The organism is Serratia sp. BIGb0163 (genome assembly GCF_024809935.1).
In the GTDB taxonomy this organism is placed as follows: domain Bacteria; phylum Pseudomonadota; class Gammaproteobacteria; order Enterobacterales; family Enterobacteriaceae; genus Serratia; species Serratia quinivorans.
Genome location: NZ_JANUDZ010000008.1, coordinates 180,582 through 202,627, shown reverse-complemented (window position 1 = coordinate 202,627; position 22,046 = coordinate 180,582). Strand labels below are relative to the sequence as shown.

Genomic DNA, 22,046 nt, shown 5'->3' with positions numbered 1-22,046 from the left:
ATCAGGCGAAGAAGTTGAGAATGGTATTGATCACCGTGCGCTGAGTGACATCAGTCATATTGTAGAACAGCGGCAAACGTACCAACCGCGCGCTCTCCTGGCTGGTGAAGCGATCTTCCCCGGCAAAGCGGCCAAAGCGATCGCCCGCCGGGCAATCATGCAGTGGGATGTAATGGAATACCGTCATGATCTCGGCTTCTTTCATATAATCGATAAACGCCGTACGGTCTTCAACATCGCGCAGTTTGATATAGAACATATGCGCATTTTGCACGCAGTCTGCCGGGATGCTCGGTAGCACGATACGGCCCGCCTCGGCTAACGGCAGGAAACTGTCGTAATACTTCTGCCACAGCGCCAGACGGCGTTGGTTGATGCGGTCAGCCGCTTCCAGTTGGCCCCACAGATACGCGGCCTGCAGGTCGGACATCAGATAGCTGGAGCCGATATCACGCCAGGTGTACTTATCCACCTGCCCACGGAAGAACTGGCTGCGGTTGGTGCCTTTCTCACGAATGACTTCCGCCCGATCAATCAGCGCCGGATCGTTAATCAGCGTAGCGCCACCCTCACCGCCTGCGGTGTAGTTTTTGGTTTCGTGAAAGCTAAAGCAGCCAATATGGCCGATGGTACCCAGCGCTTTCCCCTTGTAGGTGGACATCACGCCCTGCGCCGCATCTTCCACCACAAACAGCTCGTACTTCTTCGCCAGCGCCATGATGGTGTCCATCTCGCAGGCTACACCGGCGTAATGCACCGGTACAATGGCACGGGTCTTATCGGTGATGGCCGCTTCGATTTTGCTCTCATCGATGTTCATGGTGTCAGGGCGCAGGTCGACAAACACCACGGTGGCACCACGCAGCACGAAGGCGTTGGCGGTTGAAACAAAGGTGAAGCTCGGCATGATCACTTCATCGCCCGGCTGGATATCCAGCAGGATCGCCGCCATCTCCAGCGAGGCGGTGCAGGACGGCGTCAACAGCACCTTCGGGCTGCCAAAACGCTGTTCCATCCACTGCTGGCAACGACGGGTAAATCCACCGTCACCACACAGCTTGCCACTGCCCATCGCAGCCTGCATATAGTCAAGTTCAGTGCCAACAACCGGTGGTGCGTTAAATGGGATCATGTCTTCCTCTGTATAACCAATACGAGGTGCTTTCAATAGCAGCACCCTGTCGTTGATAGAGCCGTAGTGCGGCGATGTTACCGAACTGGGTCGCAACCCGCAGACGCTGCAGTGACCGTTGGCGGCACTCGGCAATAACCGCCGCCATTAATCGAGAGCCAATTCCTTTGCCTGCCGCGCCGGGGAACGCCGCCAGTAGACCAATGCGGGCCTCCGAGCCACCGAGTTCACGCAGGCTGACAAAGCCTTCCGGCTGCCCAGTATCGTCGAGTACCAGCAGGCATTGATGGTCAAAGGTGCCCAATACCGCCTTTTCTATCCATTCGGCATAAAAGCGGCCGCTGTCCTGGGAGTGATACCAGGGGGCGCGGAAACGGCTGGCGGTGAATACGCCGGCTGCCGCTGCGCGCAGCATCGGGATATCGGCCGGCACCGCCGGGCGAATGGCCTGCGTAACCTCGGTATGAAGTGATGCACATTCCGTGCCGATATTCAGCACCAGATCGACTTCACCCTCAACCAGTTGGAAGCCCAAACGGGTCAAGCCGTCCACCAAAGCAGTCTGATGCGCCGGAATTTTGGCCTGCACTAATGCGTAGCCATCCAGTTCGGCCTCGGTGAGCATCGGAGCCGCCGTAGAGAAATTGAGTTTGGCGCTGTTAAGGGCGAAAAACTCAGTTTCCCAGGCTAATGGCTCAATACTGGCGTGGGCGTGCATGCAGCAGATCCAGCAGATATTTTCCATAACCGGTTTTGAGCAACGATTGTGCGGCGCGTTTCACGCCCTCATCGTCCAGCCAGCCGTTACGCCAGGCAATTTCTTCCAGACAGGCAATTTTAAAGCCCTGACGTTTTTCCACCGTCTGCACAAAGCTGCTGGCTTCCAGCAGGCTGTCATGAGTACCGGTATCCAGCCAGGCGAAGCCGCGCCCCAGCAGTTCAACCGTCAGTTCGCCACGCTCCAGGTACATCTGGTTAATGCTGGTGATCTCCAGCTCTCCGCGCTCCGAAGGTTTCACCTGTTTGGCGAACTCCACAACCTGGCTGTCGTAGAAATACAGCCCAGTCACCGCCCAATTGGATTTAGGCGCTTTCGGCTTTTCTTCGATCGACAGCGCACGGAAATTATCATCAAACTCCACCACGCCAAAGCGCTCGGGATCCATTACCTGATAACCGAACACGGTAGCGCCCTGCGTACGGGCGGCAACCGTCTTCAGTTTCGGACTAAAGCCCTGGCCAAAGTAAATGTTGTCACCCAGCACCAGGCAGCTCGGCTCGCCGGCGAGGAATTCTTCGCCAATCAAAAATGCCTGCGCCAGGCCGTCAGGACTGGGTTGTTCGGCATAACTGAGGTTAATGCCGAACTCTTCGCCGCTGCCCAATAAGCGTTTGAACGAGGGTAAATCTTCTGGGGTAGAGATGATTAAAATGTCGCGGATCCCCGCCAGCATCAAAACTGACAGTGGATAATAAATCATCGGCTTGTCGTAAATAGGTAATAGCTGTTTGGATACGCCGCGGGTAATCGGATGCAAGCGTGTGCCGGAACCGCCCGCCAGAATAATACCTTTCATACTCACTCCAGAATCCACAGGGCTACCGCTTAAGCGGTGGCCTCGCTAAATTTAGTCGGATAAACCTAAACGTTCACCCGCATAGGAACCGTCCTGAACGCGACGCCACCAGATTTCATTGTTCAGATACCAGGAAACCGTTTTGCGGATGCCGCTTTCAAAGGTTTCCTGCGGGCGCCAGCCCAGCTCCCGGTCAATTTTTCCGGCATCTATCGCGTAGCGCATATCATGGCCCGGGCGATCCTTGACGTAGGTAATCAGGTCGCGGTATTTCTCCACGCCCTGTGGCTTGTTCGGCGCCAACTCTTCAAGCAGGTCGCAGATGGTCTGCACCACTTCAATATTCTTGCGCTCATTGTGGCCGCCGATATTGTAGGTTTCCCCTACCACGCCTTCGGTAACCACCTGGTACAGCGCGCGAGCGTGGTCTTCGACATACAGCCAATCACGCACCTGCGCCCCATCGCCATACACCGGCAAGGGTTTACCGGCAACGGCATTGAGGATCACCAACGGGATCAGTTTCTCCGGGAAGTGATAGGGGCCGTAGTTATTGGAACAGTTGGTGACCAGGGTCGGCAGACCGTAAGTACGCAGCCAGGCGCGAACCAGATGATCGCTGGAGGCCTTCGAGGCCGAATACGGGCTGCTTGGCGAGTAAGGCGTGGTTTCGGTAAACAGATCGTCCGTACCGTGCAGATCGCCATACACTTCGTCGGTGGAAATGTGGTGGAAACGGAAGCTTTGCTTCTTTGCCGCGTCCAGCGGCTGCCAATAGTGGCGGGCCGCCTCCAGCATGGTGTAGGTGCCCACCACGTTGGTTTCAATAAATGCCGCCGGGCCGTCGATAGAACGGTCAACGTGGCTTTCTGCCGCCAGATGCATGATCACGTCCGGCTGGTACTCGGCAAACACCCGATCCAACGCCGCGCGATCGCAGATATCCACCTGTTCAAACGAATAACGAGGGTTATCGGCAACCACCGAAAGCGACTCCAGATTGCCCGCGTAGGTGAGCTTATCCAGCACCAGGACACTGTCCTGCGTGGCTTCGATAATATGCCTCACGACCGCGGAACCAATAAAGCCGGCGCCTCCAGTGACTAAAATACGTTTCAACGCCAAACCCCTTTGGTATCCACGATCCAGGACTGCGTAATCTCTTCCGGCTTGATCGCCTTGAACTGTTTATGATCGACCAGCATCACGATCACATCCGCCTGCTGCAGCGCTTCTGGCAACTCTTTCAGCGTCACGTGGCCTACCAACGATTTCGGCAACTGTTCCACGTTCGGCTCAACGACCAGCGTTTCTCCCACGTGCCAATCGGCAATCAGATGGGCCACTTCCACCGCCGGACTTTCGCGCAGATCGTCGATATTTGGCTTGAAGGCCAGGCCGAAACAGGCAATTTTCACTTCTGAAGCGCGCTTGTCGGTCGCCGCCAGACAGTCGGCAACGGCCGCTTTCACGCGATCCACTACCCACAAAGGTTTTCCGTCATTCACCAGACGCGCAGTATGAATCAAACGTGCCTGCTGCGGGTTTTGCGACACGATAAACCAAGGGTCGACCGCGATGCAGTGTCCGCCAACGCCAGGGCCTGGCTGCAGGATATTCACCCGCGGATGGCGGTTGGCCAAGCGAATAAGCTCCCAGACATTGATGCCCTGATCGGCGCAAATCAACGACAGTTCGTTGGCAAAGGCGATGTTCACATCACGGAAGCTATTTTCGGTGAGTTTGCACATCTCTGCAGTACGTGAATTGGTAATGACACACTCGCCTTCGAGGAAAATCTTGTACAACGCGCTGGCGCGCTCCGAACATTTTGGCGTCATGCCGCCAATAACGCGGTCGTTCTGAATCAGCTCAACCATCACCTGCCCTGGCAGAACGCGCTCTGGGCAATAAGCGATATTCACATCAGCGGCTTCACCCGCCTGCTGCGGGAAGCTGAGATCGCTGCGCGCCTCGGCCAGCCACTGCGCCATCTGCTCGGTGGCGCCGACCGGAGAGGTGGATTCCAGGATAACCAGATCGCCCTTTTTGAGCACCGGTGCCAGAGATTTGGCCGCAGCTTCTACATAAGCCAGATCCGGCTCATGGTCACCTTTAAACGGCGTTGGCACCGCAATCAGGAAAGCGTCCGCAGCCAGGGGTTGGGTCACCGCCTGCAGGTAGCCGCCGTCGACCGCGTCTTTCACCACTTTATCCAGATCGGGTTCAACGATGTGGATCGCGCCGCGATTAATGGTATCCACCGCATGTTGGTTAACATCTACGCCCACCACTTTTTTCTTGCGGGAGGCAAACGCCGCCGCCGTTGGCAGACCGATGTAACCCAGGCCGATAACCGAAATAGTGTTAAAACTCATAGTGTCACCTGATGATTCTTCAAAGCTTCGAGAATACGCTGGCAGGCATGCCCGTCACCGTAAGGGTTATGCGCCCGGCTCATGGCGTGATATTCGTCTTCGTCCGTCAGCAACTGGGTAACCGCATCAACAATTTTGGCTACGTCGGTTCCCACCAGACGCACCGTACCCGAATCGACCGCTTCCGGCCGTTCGGTGGTATCGCGCATCACCAGCACCGGTTTGCCCAATGACGGCGCCTCTTCCTGAATACCGCCCGAGTCGGTCAGGATCATATAAGCGTTGGCCATCAGGTACACAAAGGGCAAGTAATCCTGCGGGTCGATCAGGATGATGTTATCGATCCCTTTCAGAATGCGGTTGACCGGCTCGCTAACGTTGGGATTGAGATGTACCGGGTACACCACCTGCACATCGGGATGAGTGCGGGCAATTTCTGCCAGCGCGCTGCAAATCCGCTCAAACCCGCCGCCAAAACTTTCACGACGGTGGCCGGTCACCAGGATCATTTTTTTGTCGGCATCCAGGAACGGGTAGCGTTGTGACAGGCTGTCATGCAATGCCACATCATTCATCACCCGATCGCGTACCCAGAACAGCGCGTCAATCACCGTGTTACCGGTGACGAAGATATGATCGTCCGGTAACAGTTCGCGCAATAGGTTCTGACGTGAGTTTTCCGTCGGGGCAAAATGATACATCGCCAGATGGCCGGTCAGCTTGCGGTTAGCCTCTTCCGGCCATGGGGAGTAAAGGTCGCCGGTACGCAGACCCGCCTCTACGTGCCCAACCGGGATACGCTGGTAAAACGCCGCCAAACTGGTCGCCAGCGTGGTGGTGGTATCACCATGAACCAGCACCACGTCCGGTTTGAATTCTTCAAGAACGCCTTTCAGGCCTTCCAGAATACGGCAGGTGATCTCACTCAATCCCTGGCCGGGCTTCATGATGTTCAGGTCGTAATCAGGCACTATCTCAAATAACCGCAATACCTGATCCAACATCTCACGATGCTGTGCCGTAACGCAGACTCTTGATTCAAAGGCTTCATCCTGAGCCAGGGCATGTACCAGCGGGGCCATTTTGATGGCTTCAGGTCTGGTGCCGAAAACAGTCAACACTTTCACAGCGAATCTCTTATTGTCGGTTAACCGCAGGCGTACCTGCGAATTGGGCGCTTATGCGCCCTTCAGCGAATTATTATATTATTTTTAATTACGCGGCCGACGCACCAGGGCAACACCTGCGCCAACCAAAGCACCCATCGCGCCCCACATGATCAACCAGAATATCCGCCGTGGGCTATCACGTTTTACCGGTTCTTCCGGGGTCCGCAAATAGCGGTAAGTCTGAAACTTCTCGTCCAACGTCGGGCCGACGTTTAATGTCGACAGCATCGCACGATTTTGATCGTAATCGAGATCGAAGGTTGGCCCTGAAGCCTGTAGCCCTTCCAAACGCGCCTGCAGCATAGGTTTACCCAGCAGGAACAGGTCGGAGTCCGGCAGTTGCTCTGTCGGCGTATCGGTCTGAGTACGGCTGATACCCTGCGTCTCGGCAATCTTCAGTGCCTGTTGAATGGTATTCAATTCACGCTTATACACTGCCGCCGCCACCGCTTCCTGACGCTTGACCTGCGCCTTCATCGAGGTGGTACGGGCCGCCCAGGCACCCTGGATCTCTTCGTTCAAATGCTGCGCAGCGCGGTGACTGGCGAACGCCACATATTGACGCAACAGACGGTTGGCATCCGCCGCCGTTTCCGCCGTCAGCTTCACGCCGTCGTTCGGCACTTTTTTATCATCACGCGGTGTGAACTGAATATTGTTAATCAGTTCGTCGAGCAATGCCGCATCGGCAGCGGCATCGCCTTCCTGGCGCTGCTTGTAATAATCGCTCTGCAGCCAGAAATCGCGACGCGTATCGTAGGCCGCCAACTGCATAATGAATTCATTATAGGCTTCGTCAGCAATGCCGGGTTGATCGGTGCTGGCGGCCGGCATGGTCCGCACGTCCAGATTACGCAGGAATTGTTGCTGGGAATAATATCCCCCCAACGCATTCACTGTTGGCCGATCGGTAATCGCCGTCGCACTCCACTCCTGTTTCACCAGGTAGGAAACCATCAGCGCCACCACGGCGAATAACACCGCAATACCGATAATCCATGGCTTACCACGCCACAGGGTGCAGCACAGGCCGCGGATATCGAGTTCGTTATCCACCGCCGGGATATTCTTGTCAGACCTTGTTTCTGGATTCATCACTGCCCAAAAGCCTCTGGTTAAGATACTTGCTTATTGCCGTTCGAACGCCGCAGACGACGCTTGATACGCTTAATGTAACGTGCAACACGCCAGGCGCGTTTAATGCAGTAGCCGTACAAGAAGAAGGCAAGCAAGAATAATGCCAACATTACCCATTCAGGGATAAAAGTAAGGCGTTCGCCAAGCACGCCGATAGCCGCCAGCAAGGCTGCCGCCAGGGTAATCAACACGAAAGCCTGCCGTGGCGTAAAGCCTGCGCGCATAATCAAATGGTGAATGTGTTGGCGGTCTGGAGAGAAAGGGCTCATCCCTTTACGTAAACGGCGGTACATGATCGCAATCATGTCCATCAGCGGGATGGCAATAATCCACAACGCGGTAACCGGATTGATGGAGTGAGCTTTGCCCTGCGAACTTTGCACCAATAGCCAAATGGCGGTGAAACCGATCAGCGTGCTACCGGCATCCCCCATAAACACTTTATACCGGCGGCCAAGAATGCCGAGGTTAAGCAGAATATAAGGAACGATGGCGGCAATCATTGCGAAGCACCAGAAGGCCAGGTCAGAATGACCGCTCAGGTACAACAACACGCCCAGCGCACCGAAAGACACGCACGACAGCCCACCCAGCAGGCCATCAATACCGTCAACCATGTTAAAAGCGTTGATGGCTGCCCAAACGGCAAACAGCGTAACCAGGTAGCCAAACGGCCCCAGCAGCATTTCCCAATCGCCCAGCACATGACCCAAACTGCGCAGGTAAAGTCCGGCGAAAACCATCATCGCGATGCCGACCAGTGCCTGAACCAGCGCACGAATTTTCACGCTGATATCGAAACGATCGTCAAGAGCACCAACGAACACTAATATCCCCGCGCAAGCGAGGTAGAGTTTGCCATGCGCAATCGTTTGGTCAGAGATAAGAAAGGCGAAGCACAGCCCGGCATAAACAGAAATACCTCCGACCAGAGGGATCAGCCCCTGATGGCGTTTACGGTAATTAGGTTTATCAACCAGACCAATACGTTTTGCTGCTTTACGGGCAACAAAGAGAAAAGCCAAAGAAAACAGGAAAACAAATAGAATTTCAGTACTCATAGTGAGTAAGTTCACAGTTAACAAGATCTCTGTAGAAGATAAGGCAGCTTAACACGGGCGACAGGTTGCGCCATGGTATCCCGCTACCTTTCAGTCATTTCCTATGACGACAGCCATTCATTCTTATTCCACCGTGTTTGCCCGCTGTTTCGGCAGTAACAATGCGCGAACGACGAAACGCCGACCGCAAATAAGATGAATTCTCAGTAAGTCACGAAAATAACTTACGTTTCCATTTCTGTTACTTATCGTATCTTCCAAAAGCAAAAAACGCCACGACTAGGCGTGGCGTTCTTGGAATATTTACTCAATTATGAGCGCATCGTCATTATGAGCGCTTCATCATATCGAAGAATTCATCGTTGGTCTTGGTCATGGCCAACTTGTTAATGAGGAATTCCATCGCATCAATCTCACCCATTGGGTGAATGATTTTACGCAGGATCCACATTTTCTGCAGTTCTTCAGAGGTGGTGAGTAATTCTTCTTTACGGGTACCAGAGCGGTTGTAATCGATAGCAGGGAATACGCGCTTCTCGGCGATTTTACGCGCCAGATGCAATTCCATGTTGCCGGTACCTTTAAACTCTTCGTAGATAACTTCGTCCATTTTCGACCCGGTATCGACCAGCGCGGTAGCGATGATGGTCAGGCTGCCGCCTTCCTCAACGTTACGTGCCGCACCGAAGAAACGCTTGGGACGATGCAGGGCATTGGCATCCACACCACCGGTCAACACTTTACCGGAAGCCGGTACCACGGTGTTGTAGGCACGCGCCAGACGAGTGATGGAGTCAAGCAGGATGATCACGTCTTTCTTGTGCTCAACCAGACGCTTGGCCTTCTCAATCACCATTTCTGCAACCTGAACGTGGCGAGATGCCGGCTCGTCAAAGGTAGAAGCGATAACTTCACCCTTCACCAGACGCTGCATCTCGGTCACTTCTTCCGGACGTTCGTCGATCAGCAGGACCATCAGCACGCAGTCTGGGTGGTTGTAAGCGATGCTCTGCGCAATGTTCTGCAGCAGCATGGTTTTACCGGCTTTTGGCGGAGCAACAATCAGACCACGCTGACCACGACCAATCGGCGAAGCCAGGTCCAGCACGCGTGCTGTCAGGTCTTCGGTTGAGCCGTTGCCGCGTTCCATCCGCAAACGGGAGTTGGCATGCAGTGGGGTCAGGTTTTCGAACAGGATCTTGCTACGGGCGTTTTCCGGTTTGTCGTAGTTAACTTCGTTAACTTTCAACAGGGCAAAGTAGCGCTCGCCTTCTTTTGGCGGACGAATCTTACCGGAAACGGAGTCACCTGTACGGAGGTTAAAACGGCGGATTTGGCTAGGGGATACGTAGATGTCGTCGGGGCCTGCAAGGTAGGAACTGTCTCCAGAACGGAGGAAACCAAATCCATCCTGCAATATCTCCAACACGCCATCGCCGAAGATATCTTCTCCACTTTTCGCATGTTGCTTAAGGATAGAGAAGATAATGTCCTGCTTGCGCATGCGGGCAAGGTTTTCCAGCCCCATATTTTCGCCGAGAGTAATCAGCTCAGAAACCGGCGTATTCTTTAATTCGGTAAGATTCATAGTGGTGGGTTCTTAAACTCGGGGTATGTCTCGAACTTACATCGTGAATGGTATGGCAGCGGGATATCTCTTCCGGCTTTCTGGTGGTTGCATTGGCTTCCCTTGTTCATCCCAAAACTTAGCGAACTAAGCTGCGGAGACGCTTTCGGTTGCCGACTGGCCACGCCTTGAAATCCATTGGATATTCGTGCCTGTTTACTGGACGTTCGATCACCGGGCGCTGAGCCGTCACGGTAAGAAATGGCTTACAGAGGACGCGCGCAATGACGGTTTAAGATCGAAGGTACCTTAAAATTGATTTTGCAAAACCTTTTGATTGCTAAAACGCGGGCTGAGTTCATTTTTTCTTTCAACGCCAGCGGTTCAACACAGAGTAAAGCTTTAGATTTAGACTCTTTAGATTTAAAACTTCGGGCAAGTTCTATATGCAGTATGGTTAAACTTAACACGCTTCTGGGCAGGCGTCTAGCGGTGAATTGAACATCCCCGCCAGACGCCTGTATATCCCCGTTGTCTCTCACGCGGCAGCGTTTTTAGCCGCCGCATCACATCCATTGGGCATAGGGCTTCCCGCCCGATTACAGATTCGCGTTAAGGAAATCTTTGAGCTGACCTTTGGACAGCGCACCAACCTTGGTCGCGGCCACTTCACCGTTCTTGAACAGCAACAGCGTAGGGATACCACGGATACCGTACTTGGGTGCGGTTGCCGGGTTCTGGTCGATATTCAGCTTGGTGATGGTCAGCTTGCCTTCGAACTCTTCGGCAATCTCATCCAGAATCGGAGCAATCATCTTGCACGGCCCACACCATTCAGCCCAGAAATCGACCAGGATTGGCCCTTCAGCTTTCAGCACGTCGGTGTCGAAGCTGCCGTCAGTCAGGTGAATAATTTTATCGCTCATGTTCTACTCCAAAGGATTGTGTCTACCTTGTTGGTGTAGCATTAACCAACCTAAGGTGACTTTATTTCACCGGATACGCTTTCGTAAAGCAATAGTTAGCTGATATTCTACCACACTATGAGCAAAACACACTTGACCGAACAGAAGTTTTCCGACTTCGCCCTGCACCCGTTAGTCCTTGAAGCCCTTGAAAAGAAAGGGTTTCAACATTGCACGCCTATCCAGGCGTTAGCATTGCCGCTCACGCTCTCTGGGCGTGACGTTGCAGGTCAGGCGCAAACCGGTACCGGAAAGACGTTGGCATTTTTAACGTCTACTTTTCACTATTTGCTTTCTCACCCGGCGAAACAGGATCGCAAGATCAACCAGCCGCGCGCCTTGATAATGGCGCCAACGCGTGAACTCGCGGTGCAGATCCACTCCGATGCGGAAGCCCTGTCCCAGTCCACAGGCCTGAAAATGGGTCTGGCATACGGCGGCGATGGCTACGACAAACAGCTGAAAGTGCTGGAAAGCGGCGTGGATATCCTGGTGGGAACTACCGGTCGTTTAATTGATTACGCCAAACAGAACTATATCGATCTGGGCGCGATCCAGGTTGTGGTGCTGGATGAAGCCGACCGCATGTACGATCTGGGCTTTATCAAAGACATTCGCTGGTTGTTCCGCCGCATGCCTGCGGTCGATCAACGCCTGAACATGCTGTTCTCTGCCACCCTTTCCTATCGCGTACGCGAGCTGGCTTTCGAGCAGATGAACAACGCTGAATATGTTGAAGTGGAACCGGAACAGAAAACCGGCCACCGCATTAAAGAAGAATTGTTCTACCCGTCCAACGAAGAAAAAATGCGTCTGCTGCAGACGTTGATCGAAGAAGAGTGGCCTGACCGCTGCATCATCTTCGCCAACACCAAGCACCGCTGTGAAGACGTTTGGGGCCATCTCGCTGCCGATGGTCACCGCGTAGGCCTGTTGACCGGCGATGTGGCGCAGAAAAAACGCCTGCGTATTCTCGATGACTTCACCAAGGGCAACCTCGATATTCTGGTCGCTACCGACGTCGCTGCCCGCGGCCTGCATATTCCGTTGGTTACCCACGTCTTCAACTACGACTTGCCTGACGACTGCGAAGACTACGTTCACCGTATCGGTCGTACCGGCCGTGCCGGCGAAAGCGGTCATTCCATCAGCCTGGCTTGCGAAGAGTACGCGCTCAACCTGCCGGCGATCGAAACCTATACCGGTCACAGCATTCCGGTGAGCAAGTACAACAGTGATGCGTTATTGAGTGACCTGCCTGCGCCGAAACGCCTGGCACGCCCACGCGGCGGCAACGGCCCACGCCGTAACTCCGCGCCACGTCGTGGCGGTGCGCCACGCAATAACCGTAAACGTTCAGGCTGATAGACCATGCTCAGTTCCAGCGCACTTTATGCCGCTATCGACCTTGGCTCCAACAGCTTCCACATGTTGGTGGTGCGCGAGGTGGCCGGCAGTATTCAGACTTTGGCGCGCATCAAGCGCAAGGTGCGTCTGGCTGCCGGGCTGGATCAAAACAATCTCCTGTCGCATGAAGCCATGCAGCGCGGCTGGCAATGCCTGAAGTTGTTCTCCGAACGCCTGCAGGACATTCCACGCGCACAGATCCGAGTAGTCGCCACGGCTACGCTGCGTCTGGCGTCCAATGCCGATGAGTTTCTGCAAACCGCAGAGCAAATTCTCGGCTGCCCGATCCAGGTGATCAGCGGTGAAGAAGAAGCACGGCTGATCTACCACGGCGTTGCCCATACTACCGGCGGCCCGGATCAGCGTTTAGTGGTCGATATCGGCGGCGGTAGCACCGAGCTGGTTACCGGTACCGGCGCACAGGCGGCTCAGCTGTACAGCCTGTCGATGGGTTGTGTCACCTGGCTGGAGCGGTTCTTCAGCGATCGTAATCTGGGGCTGGAGAATTTCGAGCGGGCCGAACAGGCTGCACGTGAAATGGTGCGTCCCATCGCGCCACAGCTGCGTCAGCACGGTTGGCAAGTCTGTGTTGGTGCTTCCGGCACCGTTCAGGCGCTGCAGGAAATCATGGTGGCACAGGGCATGGATGAACGCATCACCCTGTCCAAACTGCGCCAATTGAAACAGCGCGCCATTCAGTGCGGCAAGCTGGAAGAGTTGGAAATTGAAGGGCTGACGCTGGAGCGGGCTCTGGTGTTCCCAAGCGGGCTGTCGATCCTGCTGGCGATTTTCCAGGAGCTGGGCATCGAAAGCATGATGCTGGCCGGCGGCGCACTGCGCGAAGGACTGGTCTACGGCATGTTGCATCTGCCGGTCGAACAGGACATCCGCAGCCGTACCATTCGCAACCTGCAACGACGTTATCTGTTGGATACCGAGCAAGCCGAGCGCGTCAGCCAACTGGCCGCCAACTTCTCGCAGCAGGTGAGCAATGAATGGCAATTGGATGCGCGATGTCGCGAGTTATTGCACAGCGCCTGTCTGATCCACGAAATCGGCCTAAGCGTTGATTTCAAACAGGCGCCGCAACACGCAGCCTACCTGATCCGCCATCTGGATTTACCCGGTTTCACCCCGGCGCAGAAAAAACTGCTGGCCACCCTGCTGCAAAACCAGAGCAACACTATCGATCTGCCACTGCTGAGCCAGCAAAACGCCCTGCCGCCGCGTACGGCGCAACGTTTATGCCGGATTTTACGCCTGGCCATCATCTTCGCCAGCCGTCGCCGCGACGATACGCTGCCGGCGGTACGCCTGCGTGCCAATAATGATGATGAGCTGACGGTGATCCTGCCGCCAGGTTGGCTGGAGCAGCACCCGCTACGGGCGGAGGCGCTGGATCAGGAAAGTCATTGGCAAAGCTATGTTCATTGGCCGTTGATACTGGAAGAACAACGTTGATATGACAAGGGCGCGAATAGCACCCTTGAGTTTGATGACAAAGTTGTCTTTGAATCCGAGAGACCCGGGTCTAGCGCACCGAGGGGCGCTCCGGCGGGCAAGCCGCTACGACCCCTTCGGCACGCTCTCCCTAATAACGGGCTTTGTCAGTAGTCTGAAGGGCGCCAATAGCGCCCTTAATTTTAACTTCCGCCTTTAGCCTTGGCCAACTGGGCGCGAATATTCGCCAGATGGCTCTGCCCTTTTTGCATCCGTTCTTGCGGGCTCACCACCTTACGCTCACTTTCCCACGCCAGGTCATCCTGCGGCAGCTCCAGCAAGAAACGACTGGGTTCCGGCCGCACCAGTTCGCCATATTGGCGACGTTCGCGACACAGGGTGAAAATCAGCTCTTTTTGGGCGCGAGTGATCCCCACATAGGCCAAACGCCGCTCTTCATCGACGTTATCCTCGTCAATGCTGCTCTGATGCGGCAATAACCCCTCCTCCATCCCCACCAGGAAGACATAGGGGAACTCCAGCCCTTTGGAAGCATGCAGCGTCATCAACTGAACCTGATCCAGTTCCTCGTCGCTTTCGCCGCGTTCCATCATGTCGCGCAGGGTAAAGCGCGTTACCACCTGGGTCAGCGTCATTGGCTCGTCCAGCTCGCTGCCTTCGAGCATTTCCGTCATCCAGCCGAACAGGGTATTGACGTTTTTCATGCGCATTTCGGCGGCTTTCGGGCTGGGTGAAGTTTCAAACAGCCAACTTTCGTAATCTACGCCGCGGATCAGATCGCGCACCGCGGCTATCGGTTCACGCTCCGCCAACTGAGCAATCCCGTCCAGCCAGTGAGTGAAGCGTTGCAGCGACTCTAACCCACGACCGGTCAGATGCTGGCTCAGGCCGAGATCGAAACTGGCGCGGAACAGGCTTTTGTTACGTTGATTGGCCCACTCACCCAGCTTTTGCAGCGTTGCCGGGCCAATCTCACGCTTTGGCGTGTTAACGATACGCAGAAATGCGCTGTCATCATCCTGGTTAGTCAGAACACGCAGGTAGGCCAGCAGATCCTTGATTTCCGGCCGCGAGAAAAACGAGGTGCCACCGGAAATTTTGTAAGGGATGCGGTTTTGCATCAGCATTTTTTCAAACAGCCGTGACTGATGGTTACCGCGATAAAGGATCGCATAATCGCCGTAGTTGGTTTTCTTCACGAAGTGATGAGCAATCAGCTCACCCACGACGCGCTCGGCCTCATGATCCTCATTATTGGCGGTCACCACCTTCAGCTCTTCGCCGTAACCCAGCTCGGAAAACAGCCGTTTTTCAAACACGTGCGGGTTATTGGCGATCAGGATATTCGCCGCCTTCAGGATACGCTCGCTGGAGCGGTAGTTCTGCTCCAGCTTAATCACCTGCAGTGCCGGAAAGTCTTCCTTCAACAGCACCAGGTTCTGTGGACGCGCACCACGCCAGGAGTAAATCGACTGATCGTCGTCACCCACCACGGTGAAACGCGCGCGGTTACCCACCAGCAGTTTCACCAGTTCGTACTGACTGGTGTTGGTGTCCTGATATTCATCCACCAACAGATAACGAATACGGTTCTGCCAGCGTTCGCGCACTTCTTCATTGCGCTGCAGCAGCAGAGTCGGCAGCAGGATTAAATCGTCAAAATCCAGTACGTTACAGGCACGCATATGCGCGTGATACAGGCCGTAGCAATGCGCGAACAGCTTGTCGCGTTCTGAACGCGCCAGCTCTATTGCCTTCTGGGGATCGACCAGATCATTCTTCCAGTTGGAGATGGTGGAAATCAGCTGCGCTACCAGCGTCTTGTCATTCTCCAGCCATTTCTCGGTCAGTTCTTTCAACAGCGCCAGCTGATCCTGATCGTCGAAAAGTGAGAAGTTGGACTTCATCCCCAGCGCGACATATTCACGTTTGATGATTTCCAGCCCCAGCGTGTGGAAAGTGGAAATCATCAGTCCGCGTGCTTCTTTGCGCCCCATGGTTTGCGCCACACGCTCTTTCATCTCACGCGCCGCCTTATTGGTAAAGGTCACGGCGGCGATGTGCCGCGCCTGATAACCACAGTTGTGGATCAGGTGAGCGATTTTGTTGGTGATGACGCGCGTCTTGCCGGAACCGGCACCGGCCAGCACCAGGCAGGGCCCGGTAACGAATTCGACGGCTTGTTGTTGGCTGGGATTTAATCGCATGGCGCTTTATTGCTCGACTTTATAACGTAGGAGGGGATTGTAGCAGAAAGCGTCGATGAGATTTAACGGGTATAATCAGCGCAATTTCTGTATCGATAAAGGCAATACCATGGCAAAGACGGCGTGCGCCCTGCACATTCTGGTAGATAACGAAAAACTGGCCGATGAACTGCTGGCCAAGCTTAAACGCGGCGTCAGTTTCGACACCCTGGCGCGCAAATACTCAACTTGCCCATCAAAACGCAATGGCGGCTCTTTGGGCGAGTTCAACAAGGGCACCATGGTGGCCGCCTTCGATAAAGCGGTGTTCAGCATTCCGCTGCTCAAGCCCTACGGCCCGGTCAAAACCCAGTTCGGCTACCACATCATCAAAGTGCTGTATCGCAGCTGATTGAGGGGGCAAGCGCCCCCTCTATTCTTACTGTGCGCTGGTCTCCGGCGCTGGAGCGGTATCGGTAGGTTTAACTTCTTCCGATACCACGGCAGGTGCCGGGGACATAATGCCGTTATAGGTTTCCTGTAACTGCTTCATGCTCATCTCTGGCTCGCCTTTCGGCTGCATCAACACCAGGGTCGCATCTTGCGAAAGCTGAAGTTTCAGCTCCTGATTCAACGCTTCCAGCGTCAATCCGCTCAGGAACTCCTGGCGCAGCTTTTGATACTGCTCCGGCGCGATATCCACTACGCCACTCTGTTGCGAACGCAGGCGCTGGCTCATCAACACGTCCGTATCGGTGCGGGCATAGGTGGCAAACAGTTTGCTGAGCTGATCGTTTTTCTGCGCCAGCAGGGCGTTAAACTCGTCTTGCGACAAACCGTTATTACGCACGTTAGCCAACTCGCGGGCGATAAAGCCCAGGCTGTTGTTCAGGTTGTTGTTTGGCGTGTCCAGATGGATGGCACATTGGGCGCGTTGGTATTGCACCCGGCAATCGAAGCCCAGATGCAGGTTTTTCTGGTCACTCTTGTCCAGCACCTGCTGGAGATGCCAGAACAACGCTTCGCGAGCCATATCCCCGCGCCAATAGCGGCTCAGATTTTGCGAGTCACGGATCGGATGCCAGGGCGCATCCCACATGATCGACAGCGTATCCTGTTTCACCTGCTCGCTGATCAGGCTGACCGGCTGCGGTGGCAGGGACGTCAGCGTTGGCATCAGGGCCGGCGTTTCACGCTTGCCTTGCAGCGGCGAGAAGGCTTTGTTGATTTGCTCACTCAGGCTACGGCTGTCTACCTTGCCCACCACGTACAGCGTCATCGCGTCCGGGGTGTACCACTGCTGGTAGAATTTCTTCAGTTGATCAACATTCACCGGTCGCTTGGGTGGCTGGGCCGGATCGTGTGCCAGCATCGTCGAGCCTTTCAGGCGATAGCGCCACCAGGCATCTTTGGGATTCGGTGGGAAAGTGCCAACCGGATCGATGCTGGAGTTGACCACCGCATGCACCGTATGTTCGTCGATCGCCAGCTTGCCGGTGGTATCGGAAAGCCACGTCAGCGCTTCTTTCAGCAGGTCTGGGCGGTTATTCGGCAAACTGAGATTATAAATGGTGAAGTCATAAGAACTGATGGCCGGCGGCAGTGGGCGGTCGCTGTCTACGCTTTGTTGCCACAGTGAACGCAACTGCGGTGGCGTAAAGCTTTCGCTGCGCGCCAACGACAGGCGCGGCAACAGATGGGCGAAGCCAATCTGCTGTGAAGACTCCACTAAAGAGCCAGTGTTAACCATCAACCGTAGTTCGACGCGATCGCTCGGCCGCTGCGGTGTGTCTAATATCTGCCATGAAAACCCGTTGGCCAACGCCCCCTGCTGCCAGGCAGGGTCGGGTTGTAGTGCTTCAGCCTGCACGCTGCTGTTGGCTGCAGCCAACAGCAGCCCACCTGCTATGAGATGAATTCTGGTGCCCTGCATGTGAACCCCTACTTAATGACTATCCAATTTCTTTATGCAAATGCGGATATTCCATTTACCGGAATATTAGGCTGCGACCAACAGCCTACAAACAAAACGCCCTGAGTTTCACAGTGGGGCGGAAAGCAGAAAGTGTACCATCGAGTTAGACCGCGCGCCTTTGCGGATGTCACTCATTAGTGTGAAAAATAATGGATAACCGTATTTTTAATGCAAGAAATCATTACGCGGGGGGATAAAACATCACCGATTGCCGTGGCAACCGGTGATTTGAGGATAAAATCAGGCCGAAGGCAGTGTTTTATCGGCTCCTGAGCCAGGCTTGTTGGACAGGGTGTCATGCAGCTGCTTTTCATCCAGCTGTTTACACCATTTTGCCACCACCACCGTGGCCACACCGTTACCGACCAGGTTGGTCAGCGCACGGGCTTCGGACATAAAGCGGTCAATGCCCAGAATCAGCGCCAGACCGGCCAGCGGCAGATGACCGACGGCGGAAATGGTGGCGGCCAGCACGATAAAGCCACTGCCGGTCACCCCTGCAGCCCCTTTAGAGGACAGCAACAGCACCACCAGCAGCGTGACCTGATGGATAACATCCATATGGGTGTTGGTCGCCTGCGCGATAAACACCGCGGCCATGGTCAGGTAGATTGAGGTGCCATCCAGGTTAAAGGAATAGCCGGTCGGAATAACCAGGCCCACCACCGATTTTTTGCAGCCCAGCTTTTCCATCTTGTCGAGCATGCGTGGCAGTACCGACTCGGAAGAAGAGGTCCCGAGCACGATCAACAACTCTTCTTTGATATAGCGAACGAACTTGAAAATGCTAAAGCCGTTGGCGCGGGCAATCGAGCCCAGCACCACCACCACGAACAGAACGCAGGTGAGATAGAAGCAGGCGATCAGCTGACCGAGCTGCAGCAGCGAGCCCACGCCGTACTTGCCTATGGTGAACGCCATTGCCCCAAAGGCACCCAACGGCGCCAGGCGCATAATCATATTGATGATGCCGAAGATCACGCGGGAGAAGCTTTCAATCACATTAAAGATCAGTTGGCCCTTATCGCCCAGGCGATGCAGGGCAAAACCGAACAGCACGGCAAACAGCAGCACCTGCAGAATATTGCCGCTGGCGAAAGCACCGATCACGCTGCCGGGGATGATGTCCAGCAGGAACGGGACAATGCCCTGCTGCTGGGCCTGTTCGGCGTAAACCGCCACCGCCTTGGCATCCAGCGTGCCAGGGTCGATGTTCATCCCGGCACCCGGTTGTACCAGGTTGACGATCAGCAAACCAATCAGCAGCGCAATGGTGCTGACAATTTCAAAATAGAGCAGTGCAATCGCACCGGTGCGGCCTACGGCCTTCATGCTCTCCATGCCCGCGATACCGGTCACCACGGTACAGAAGATCACCGGAGCGATGATCATTTTAATCAGTTTGACGAATCCATCGCCCAGAGGTTTCATCTGCGCGCCAATGTCAGGGTAGAAATGGCCAAGCAGGACACCCAGCGTAATCGCTGTCAGCACCTGAAAATAGAGGCTCTTAAAGATAGTGAGTTTCATATGAACATCCTTTGGGGGGGAAGACACGCACCAGGCGGTAGTCTAGTTATCTCGCCTGTTCATCGCTTGCGCGGAAAATAACACCCACCTAACAACATGGAAATAATTTGTTGCACCAATAGATACATGTTGATACGAATTTAAGAGCTGAAACGCGCCAGCCCAAATGCAAGGCTGTAAATTGCGTAACCCATTGTTTGCACTAACGCGAAAGAGGTAGGTAACACTGGCGATTTTCGGACGGGATTATTGGGCGACGTGGCTGTCACCCATGGCGAAAGGCAAAAGGGGGATCAGGCCGGAGGCCGGCAGAACTCGGCTTCAAACTCACTGCGCGGTAACGGACGTGCAAACAAAAAGCCCTGGCCGCTATGAATACCCTGCTGCAACAGCCAGTCACGCTGCTCGGCATTTTCGACGCCTTCGGCCATCACCGGCAGCGCCAGCACCTCAGAAATCGAACTGACAATACGCACCATAGCGTCGTCCGTCGGCAGGCCCTGAATAAAGCTCTTGTCGATTTTAATCAAATCGATCGGCAGGCATTTCAATCGGTTGAGGTAATTAAGGCTGGAATATCCCATGCCGAAGTCATCCAGCGCGATGGAAAGCCCCAAATCGTGTAACTCCCGCAACAGCGCCAACGCACGATCGAGATCGTCAATACGCACCGTTTCGGTAATTTCCAGCAACAGCTTGCGCGGATCAATCTGATACTGCGCCAGCAGGCTCTTCAGGTGTGGAATAAAATCTTCATGCTTCATCTGGATTGGGGAGACATTGACCGCCAGCGGCAGCGTAATGCCACGGGCCTGCCAATCGGCCAGGATCAGGCAAGCCTCTTCCAGCACCCAGTTGCCGAGCGGCACAATCACGCCCAGTTCTTCGGCTAATGGAATAACGTCTGCCGGCAGGGTAAAGCTGCCGTCGTACTGCTGCCAGCGCAGCAAGGCCTCGGCGCCGATCACCGAGTTGGACTGCATATCGACCTGCGGCTGCAAAAACAGGGTGAAACGACGCTGCTCGATGGCATGCAGAATTTCACTTTCCTGCGTCAAACGCTTTTGAGTGCGTTCCGTCAGGCTGGGTTCGAAGAACAGCACCTGATTTTTGCCTTCGCGGTGCGCCGACATCATCGCCGAGGTGGCACTGCGCAGTAGCTGCTCCGCGCTTTCCCCCGGATTAAGATAATGGGCGATACCGATGCTGGCGCTGGGTCGCAACGGCATCTCCTGCAGGCTCAGCGGCGCATTAATCTGCGCCATGATACGACGCGCCAGTTGCATGGCGTGGAACGGACGCTCGACGCCTTTGGCCAAAATGGCAAACTCGGTTTTGCTTAGCTGCGCCAGCACGCCGTTTTCATCGATGCACTCACGCAGCTTCTTCACCAGCGTCAACAGCAGCACTTCTCGCATTGCCGGATTGAGCACGCCGGAGGCCTCATGCAGGGTTTCAATGCTGATCACCAGCAAGTTAAAACGCTCGGGCCGCAGGCTGGAGGCAATATGCTGCTCCAGCAGGGCGGTGAACAGCGCCTGATTTGGCAGCTCGGTGACCGGATGATGGGTGCTCATGCGGCTCATTTCGGCATAGGCTTTGGCCAGCCGCTGCTGATTGCGGTTGTAGTTGCGCACCAGCAGCCCCAGTTCGTCGTCCTGGTGTAACGCCGGCAGCATCAGTTGATGGTATGGCGCCTCTTCCTGGGAAATATTTTCCAGCTCTTTGGCCATCGCCCGCAGCGGATGCACCATCAGCCGGTTCATACACCAGCTAATGGAGACCGACAGGATCAGCGCCAGCAGCAAATAGGTCGATAACATGGTCGACAACATGCTGAGAATGAACTGGTACATGCGGAACGAATCGGCCTGCAGCACCAGATAAGCCAATGGCTGCGGGTTGGCCGGCACGCGCTCCAGCGAATAGAGCGGAACGGAAATCTGGATTGGCAGCTCGAACAGGCGAGCAATCAGCGTCGGTACCGGGCGTTCCGGCGGAAAATTGGCGTGTAATGCCTGGAATTCGTTCGGCAGTACGATATCCGCCCGGCTCAGAATGCCGACCGGCAGCAGGGTGTTCAGCACCCGCTTGGTTTCCGGCACGTCCATGCGCAGCACGGCCTCCGCCAGCGGCTGACGTACGGAATGAGCAATATTTTCCAGTTGCTGGGCATAGTCATCCCTGCGCTGCTGCACAAAATGGAATAACTGGATCACGATAAAGATGCAGATTGTCACCAGCGCTACGCCGGAAACCGTTGCCATCTGTTTAATCGTTAATGAACGCCTGACCCGCAAACCTGCTCTCCGCTAATTCGGGCTGAAATAAAAAAGGGATGAATAATACCCATCCCTCGGACCGGTCTGAGTATACTCGATTGTCTGCTGTTTTTATCTTGCCATACCCAGGACAAAACCAAGAAAACCGCGGGTTTCAGTATTTTCCTAATGAAACGCGGCTTATAAAGCCGGTTATTAGTGATAGCGCCCCTCGGTGCG

At 54.9% G+C, this 22,046-nt stretch carries 17 protein-coding genes; 3 read left to right on the top strand and 14 right to left on the bottom strand.

From position 1 onward, the window contains the following. Position 1: 1 nt before the first annotated feature. The 10 genes from rffA to trxA form a co-directional block, all read right to left on the bottom strand. A complete protein-coding gene (rffA, locus tag M2406_RS22575) occupies positions 2-1,132 on the bottom strand; it encodes a dTDP-4-amino-4,6-dideoxygalactose transaminase (RefSeq protein WP_017891261.1) in 1,131 nt (376 codons plus the stop codon). Then, positions 1,119-1,850 carry a dTDP-4-amino-4,6-dideoxy-D-galactose acyltransferase gene (gene rffC / locus M2406_RS22570; protein ID WP_259191430.1) on the bottom strand — a complete coding sequence of 244 codons (732 nt, stop codon included), beginning with the start codon at positions 1,848-1,850 and terminating at the stop codon, positions 1,119-1,121. The genes rffA and rffC overlap by 14 nt, the downstream gene beginning before the upstream one ends. Next, positions 1,828-2,709, bottom strand: coding sequence for a glucose-1-phosphate thymidylyltransferase RfbA (gene rfbA, locus M2406_RS22565; protein WP_012004637.1), 882 nt, complete (start codon positions 2,707-2,709; stop codon positions 1,828-1,830). Before rfbA ends, rffC begins: the two co-directional genes overlap by 23 nt. 51 nt (positions 2,710-2,760) lie before the next feature. Beyond that, entirely contained in the window at positions 2,761-3,828 is a 1,068-nt protein-coding gene (gene rffG, locus M2406_RS22560) for a dTDP-glucose 4,6-dehydratase (RefSeq protein WP_012004636.1), read from the bottom strand. Then, the gene (gene wecC, locus M2406_RS22555; protein ID WP_112363600.1) at positions 3,825-5,087 is read right to left on the bottom strand and encodes a UDP-N-acetyl-D-mannosamine dehydrogenase; all 1,263 of its coding nucleotides are present in this window, start codon (positions 5,085-5,087) and stop codon (positions 3,825-3,827) included. The genes rffG and wecC overlap by 4 nt, the downstream gene beginning before the upstream one ends. Continuing rightward, complete coding sequence (wecB, locus tag M2406_RS22550) at positions 5,084-6,214, bottom strand: non-hydrolyzing UDP-N-acetylglucosamine 2-epimerase (RefSeq protein ID WP_259191429.1); 1,131 nt, start codon at positions 6,212-6,214, stop codon at positions 5,084-5,086. Before wecB ends, wecC begins: the two co-directional genes overlap by 4 nt. 84 nt (positions 6,215-6,298) lie before the next feature. Further along, a complete protein-coding gene (gene wzzE / locus M2406_RS22545) occupies positions 6,299-7,351 on the bottom strand; it encodes an ECA polysaccharide chain length modulation protein (RefSeq protein WP_012004633.1) in 1,053 nt (350 codons plus the stop codon). 20 nt (positions 7,352-7,371) lie between these two features. After that, complete coding sequence (wecA, locus tag M2406_RS22540) at positions 7,372-8,469, bottom strand: UDP-N-acetylglucosamine--undecaprenyl-phosphate N-acetylglucosaminephosphotransferase (RefSeq protein WP_112349379.1); 1,098 nt, start codon at positions 8,467-8,469, stop codon at positions 7,372-7,374. Between the two features lie 313 nt (positions 8,470-8,782). After that, the gene (gene rho / locus M2406_RS22535) at positions 8,783-10,042 is read right to left on the bottom strand and encodes a transcription termination factor Rho (RefSeq protein WP_004950874.1); all 1,260 of its coding nucleotides are present in this window, start codon (positions 10,040-10,042) and stop codon (positions 8,783-8,785) included. A gap of 578 nt (positions 10,043-10,620) precedes the next feature. After that, the gene (gene trxA, locus M2406_RS22530; RefSeq protein WP_012004631.1) at positions 10,621-10,947 is read right to left on the bottom strand and encodes a thioredoxin TrxA; all 327 of its coding nucleotides are present in this window, start codon (positions 10,945-10,947) and stop codon (positions 10,621-10,623) included. Positions 10,948-11,064: 117 nt separating this feature from the next. Between trxA and rhlB the strand changes: the two genes are divergently transcribed. Together rhlB and ppx are read left to right on the top strand one after the other, a co-directional pair. Next, complete coding sequence (rhlB, locus tag M2406_RS22525; RefSeq protein ID WP_012004630.1) at positions 11,065-12,351, top strand: ATP-dependent RNA helicase RhlB; 1,287 nt, start codon at positions 11,065-11,067, stop codon at positions 12,349-12,351. A gap of 6 nt (positions 12,352-12,357) precedes the next feature. Further along, entirely contained in the window at positions 12,358-13,854 is a 1,497-nt protein-coding gene (gene ppx, locus M2406_RS22520) for an exopolyphosphatase (protein ID WP_017891253.1), read from the top strand. Between the two features lie 182 nt (positions 13,855-14,036). Here the strand turns inward: ppx and rep are convergent, their stop codons facing one another. Further along, the gene (gene rep, locus M2406_RS22515) at positions 14,037-16,061 is read right to left on the bottom strand and encodes a DNA helicase Rep (RefSeq protein WP_259191425.1); all 2,025 of its coding nucleotides are present in this window, start codon (positions 16,059-16,061) and stop codon (positions 14,037-14,039) included. 109 nt (positions 16,062-16,170) lie between these two features. Between rep and ppiC the strand changes: the two genes are divergently transcribed. Then, positions 16,171-16,452 carry a peptidylprolyl isomerase PpiC gene (ppiC, locus tag M2406_RS22510; protein ID WP_017891252.1) on the top strand — a complete coding sequence of 94 codons (282 nt, stop codon included), beginning with the start codon at positions 16,171-16,173 and terminating at the stop codon, positions 16,450-16,452. Positions 16,453-16,479: 27 nt separating this feature from the next. Here ppiC and M2406_RS22505 read toward each other — a convergent pair whose 3' ends face one another. The 3 genes from M2406_RS22505 to hmsP all read right to left on the bottom strand — a co-directional run bounded on the left by M2406_RS22505 (position 16,480) and on the right by hmsP (position 21,845). Next, positions 16,480-17,973: a pitrilysin family protein gene (locus M2406_RS22505; protein WP_017891251.1), complete on the bottom strand. Its 1,494-nt coding sequence runs from the start codon at positions 17,971-17,973 to the stop codon at positions 16,480-16,482. Between the two features lie 282 nt (positions 17,974-18,255). Then, complete coding sequence (locus M2406_RS22500; RefSeq protein ID WP_017891250.1) at positions 18,256-19,545, bottom strand: dicarboxylate/amino acid:cation symporter; 1,290 nt, start codon at positions 19,543-19,545, stop codon at positions 18,256-18,258. Between the two features lie 293 nt (positions 19,546-19,838). Next, positions 19,839-21,845: a biofilm formation regulator HmsP gene (gene hmsP / locus M2406_RS22495; RefSeq protein WP_012004624.1), complete on the bottom strand. Its 2,007-nt coding sequence runs from the start codon at positions 21,843-21,845 to the stop codon at positions 19,839-19,841. Positions 21,846-22,046: the final 201 nt, after the last annotated feature.

Bases quoted from the DNA above. Each gene is read 5' to 3' on its own strand.
- rffA (WP_017891261.1), bottom strand. From the start codon at position 1,132: ATGATCCCATTTAACGCACCACCGGTTGTTGGCACTGAACTTGACTAT.
- rffC (WP_259191430.1), bottom strand. From the start codon at position 1,850: ATGCACGCCCACGCCAGTATTGAGCCATTAGCCTGGGAAACTGAGTTT.
- rfbA (WP_012004637.1), bottom strand. From the start codon at position 2,709: ATGAAAGGTATTATTCTGGCGGGCGGTTCCGGCACACGCTTGCATCCG.
- wecC (WP_112363600.1), bottom strand. From the start codon at position 5,087: ATGAGTTTTAACACTATTTCGGTTATCGGCCTGGGTTACATCGGTCTG.
- wzzE (WP_012004633.1), bottom strand. From the start codon at position 7,351: ATGAATCCAGAAACAAGGTCTGACAAGAATATCCCGGCGGTGGATAAC.
- rho (WP_004950874.1), bottom strand. From the start codon at position 10,042: ATGAATCTTACCGAATTAAAGAATACGCCGGTTTCTGAGCTGATTACT.
- trxA (WP_012004631.1), bottom strand. From the start codon at position 10,947: ATGAGCGATAAAATTATTCACCTGACTGACGGCAGCTTCGACACCGAC.
- rhlB (WP_012004630.1), top strand. From the start codon at position 11,065: ATGAGCAAAACACACTTGACCGAACAGAAGTTTTCCGACTTCGCCCTG.
- ppx (WP_017891253.1), top strand. From the start codon at position 12,358: ATGCTCAGTTCCAGCGCACTTTATGCCGCTATCGACCTTGGCTCCAAC.
- rep (WP_259191425.1), bottom strand. From the start codon at position 16,061: ATGCGATTAAATCCCAGCCAACAACAAGCCGTCGAATTCGTTACCGGG.
- ppiC (WP_017891252.1), top strand. From the start codon at position 16,171: ATGGCAAAGACGGCGTGCGCCCTGCACATTCTGGTAGATAACGAAAAA.
- M2406_RS22505 (WP_017891251.1), bottom strand. From the start codon at position 17,973: ATGCAGGGCACCAGAATTCATCTCATAGCAGGTGGGCTGCTGTTGGCT.
- M2406_RS22500 (WP_017891250.1), bottom strand. From the start codon at position 19,545: ATGAAACTCACTATCTTTAAGAGCCTCTATTTTCAGGTGCTGACAGCG.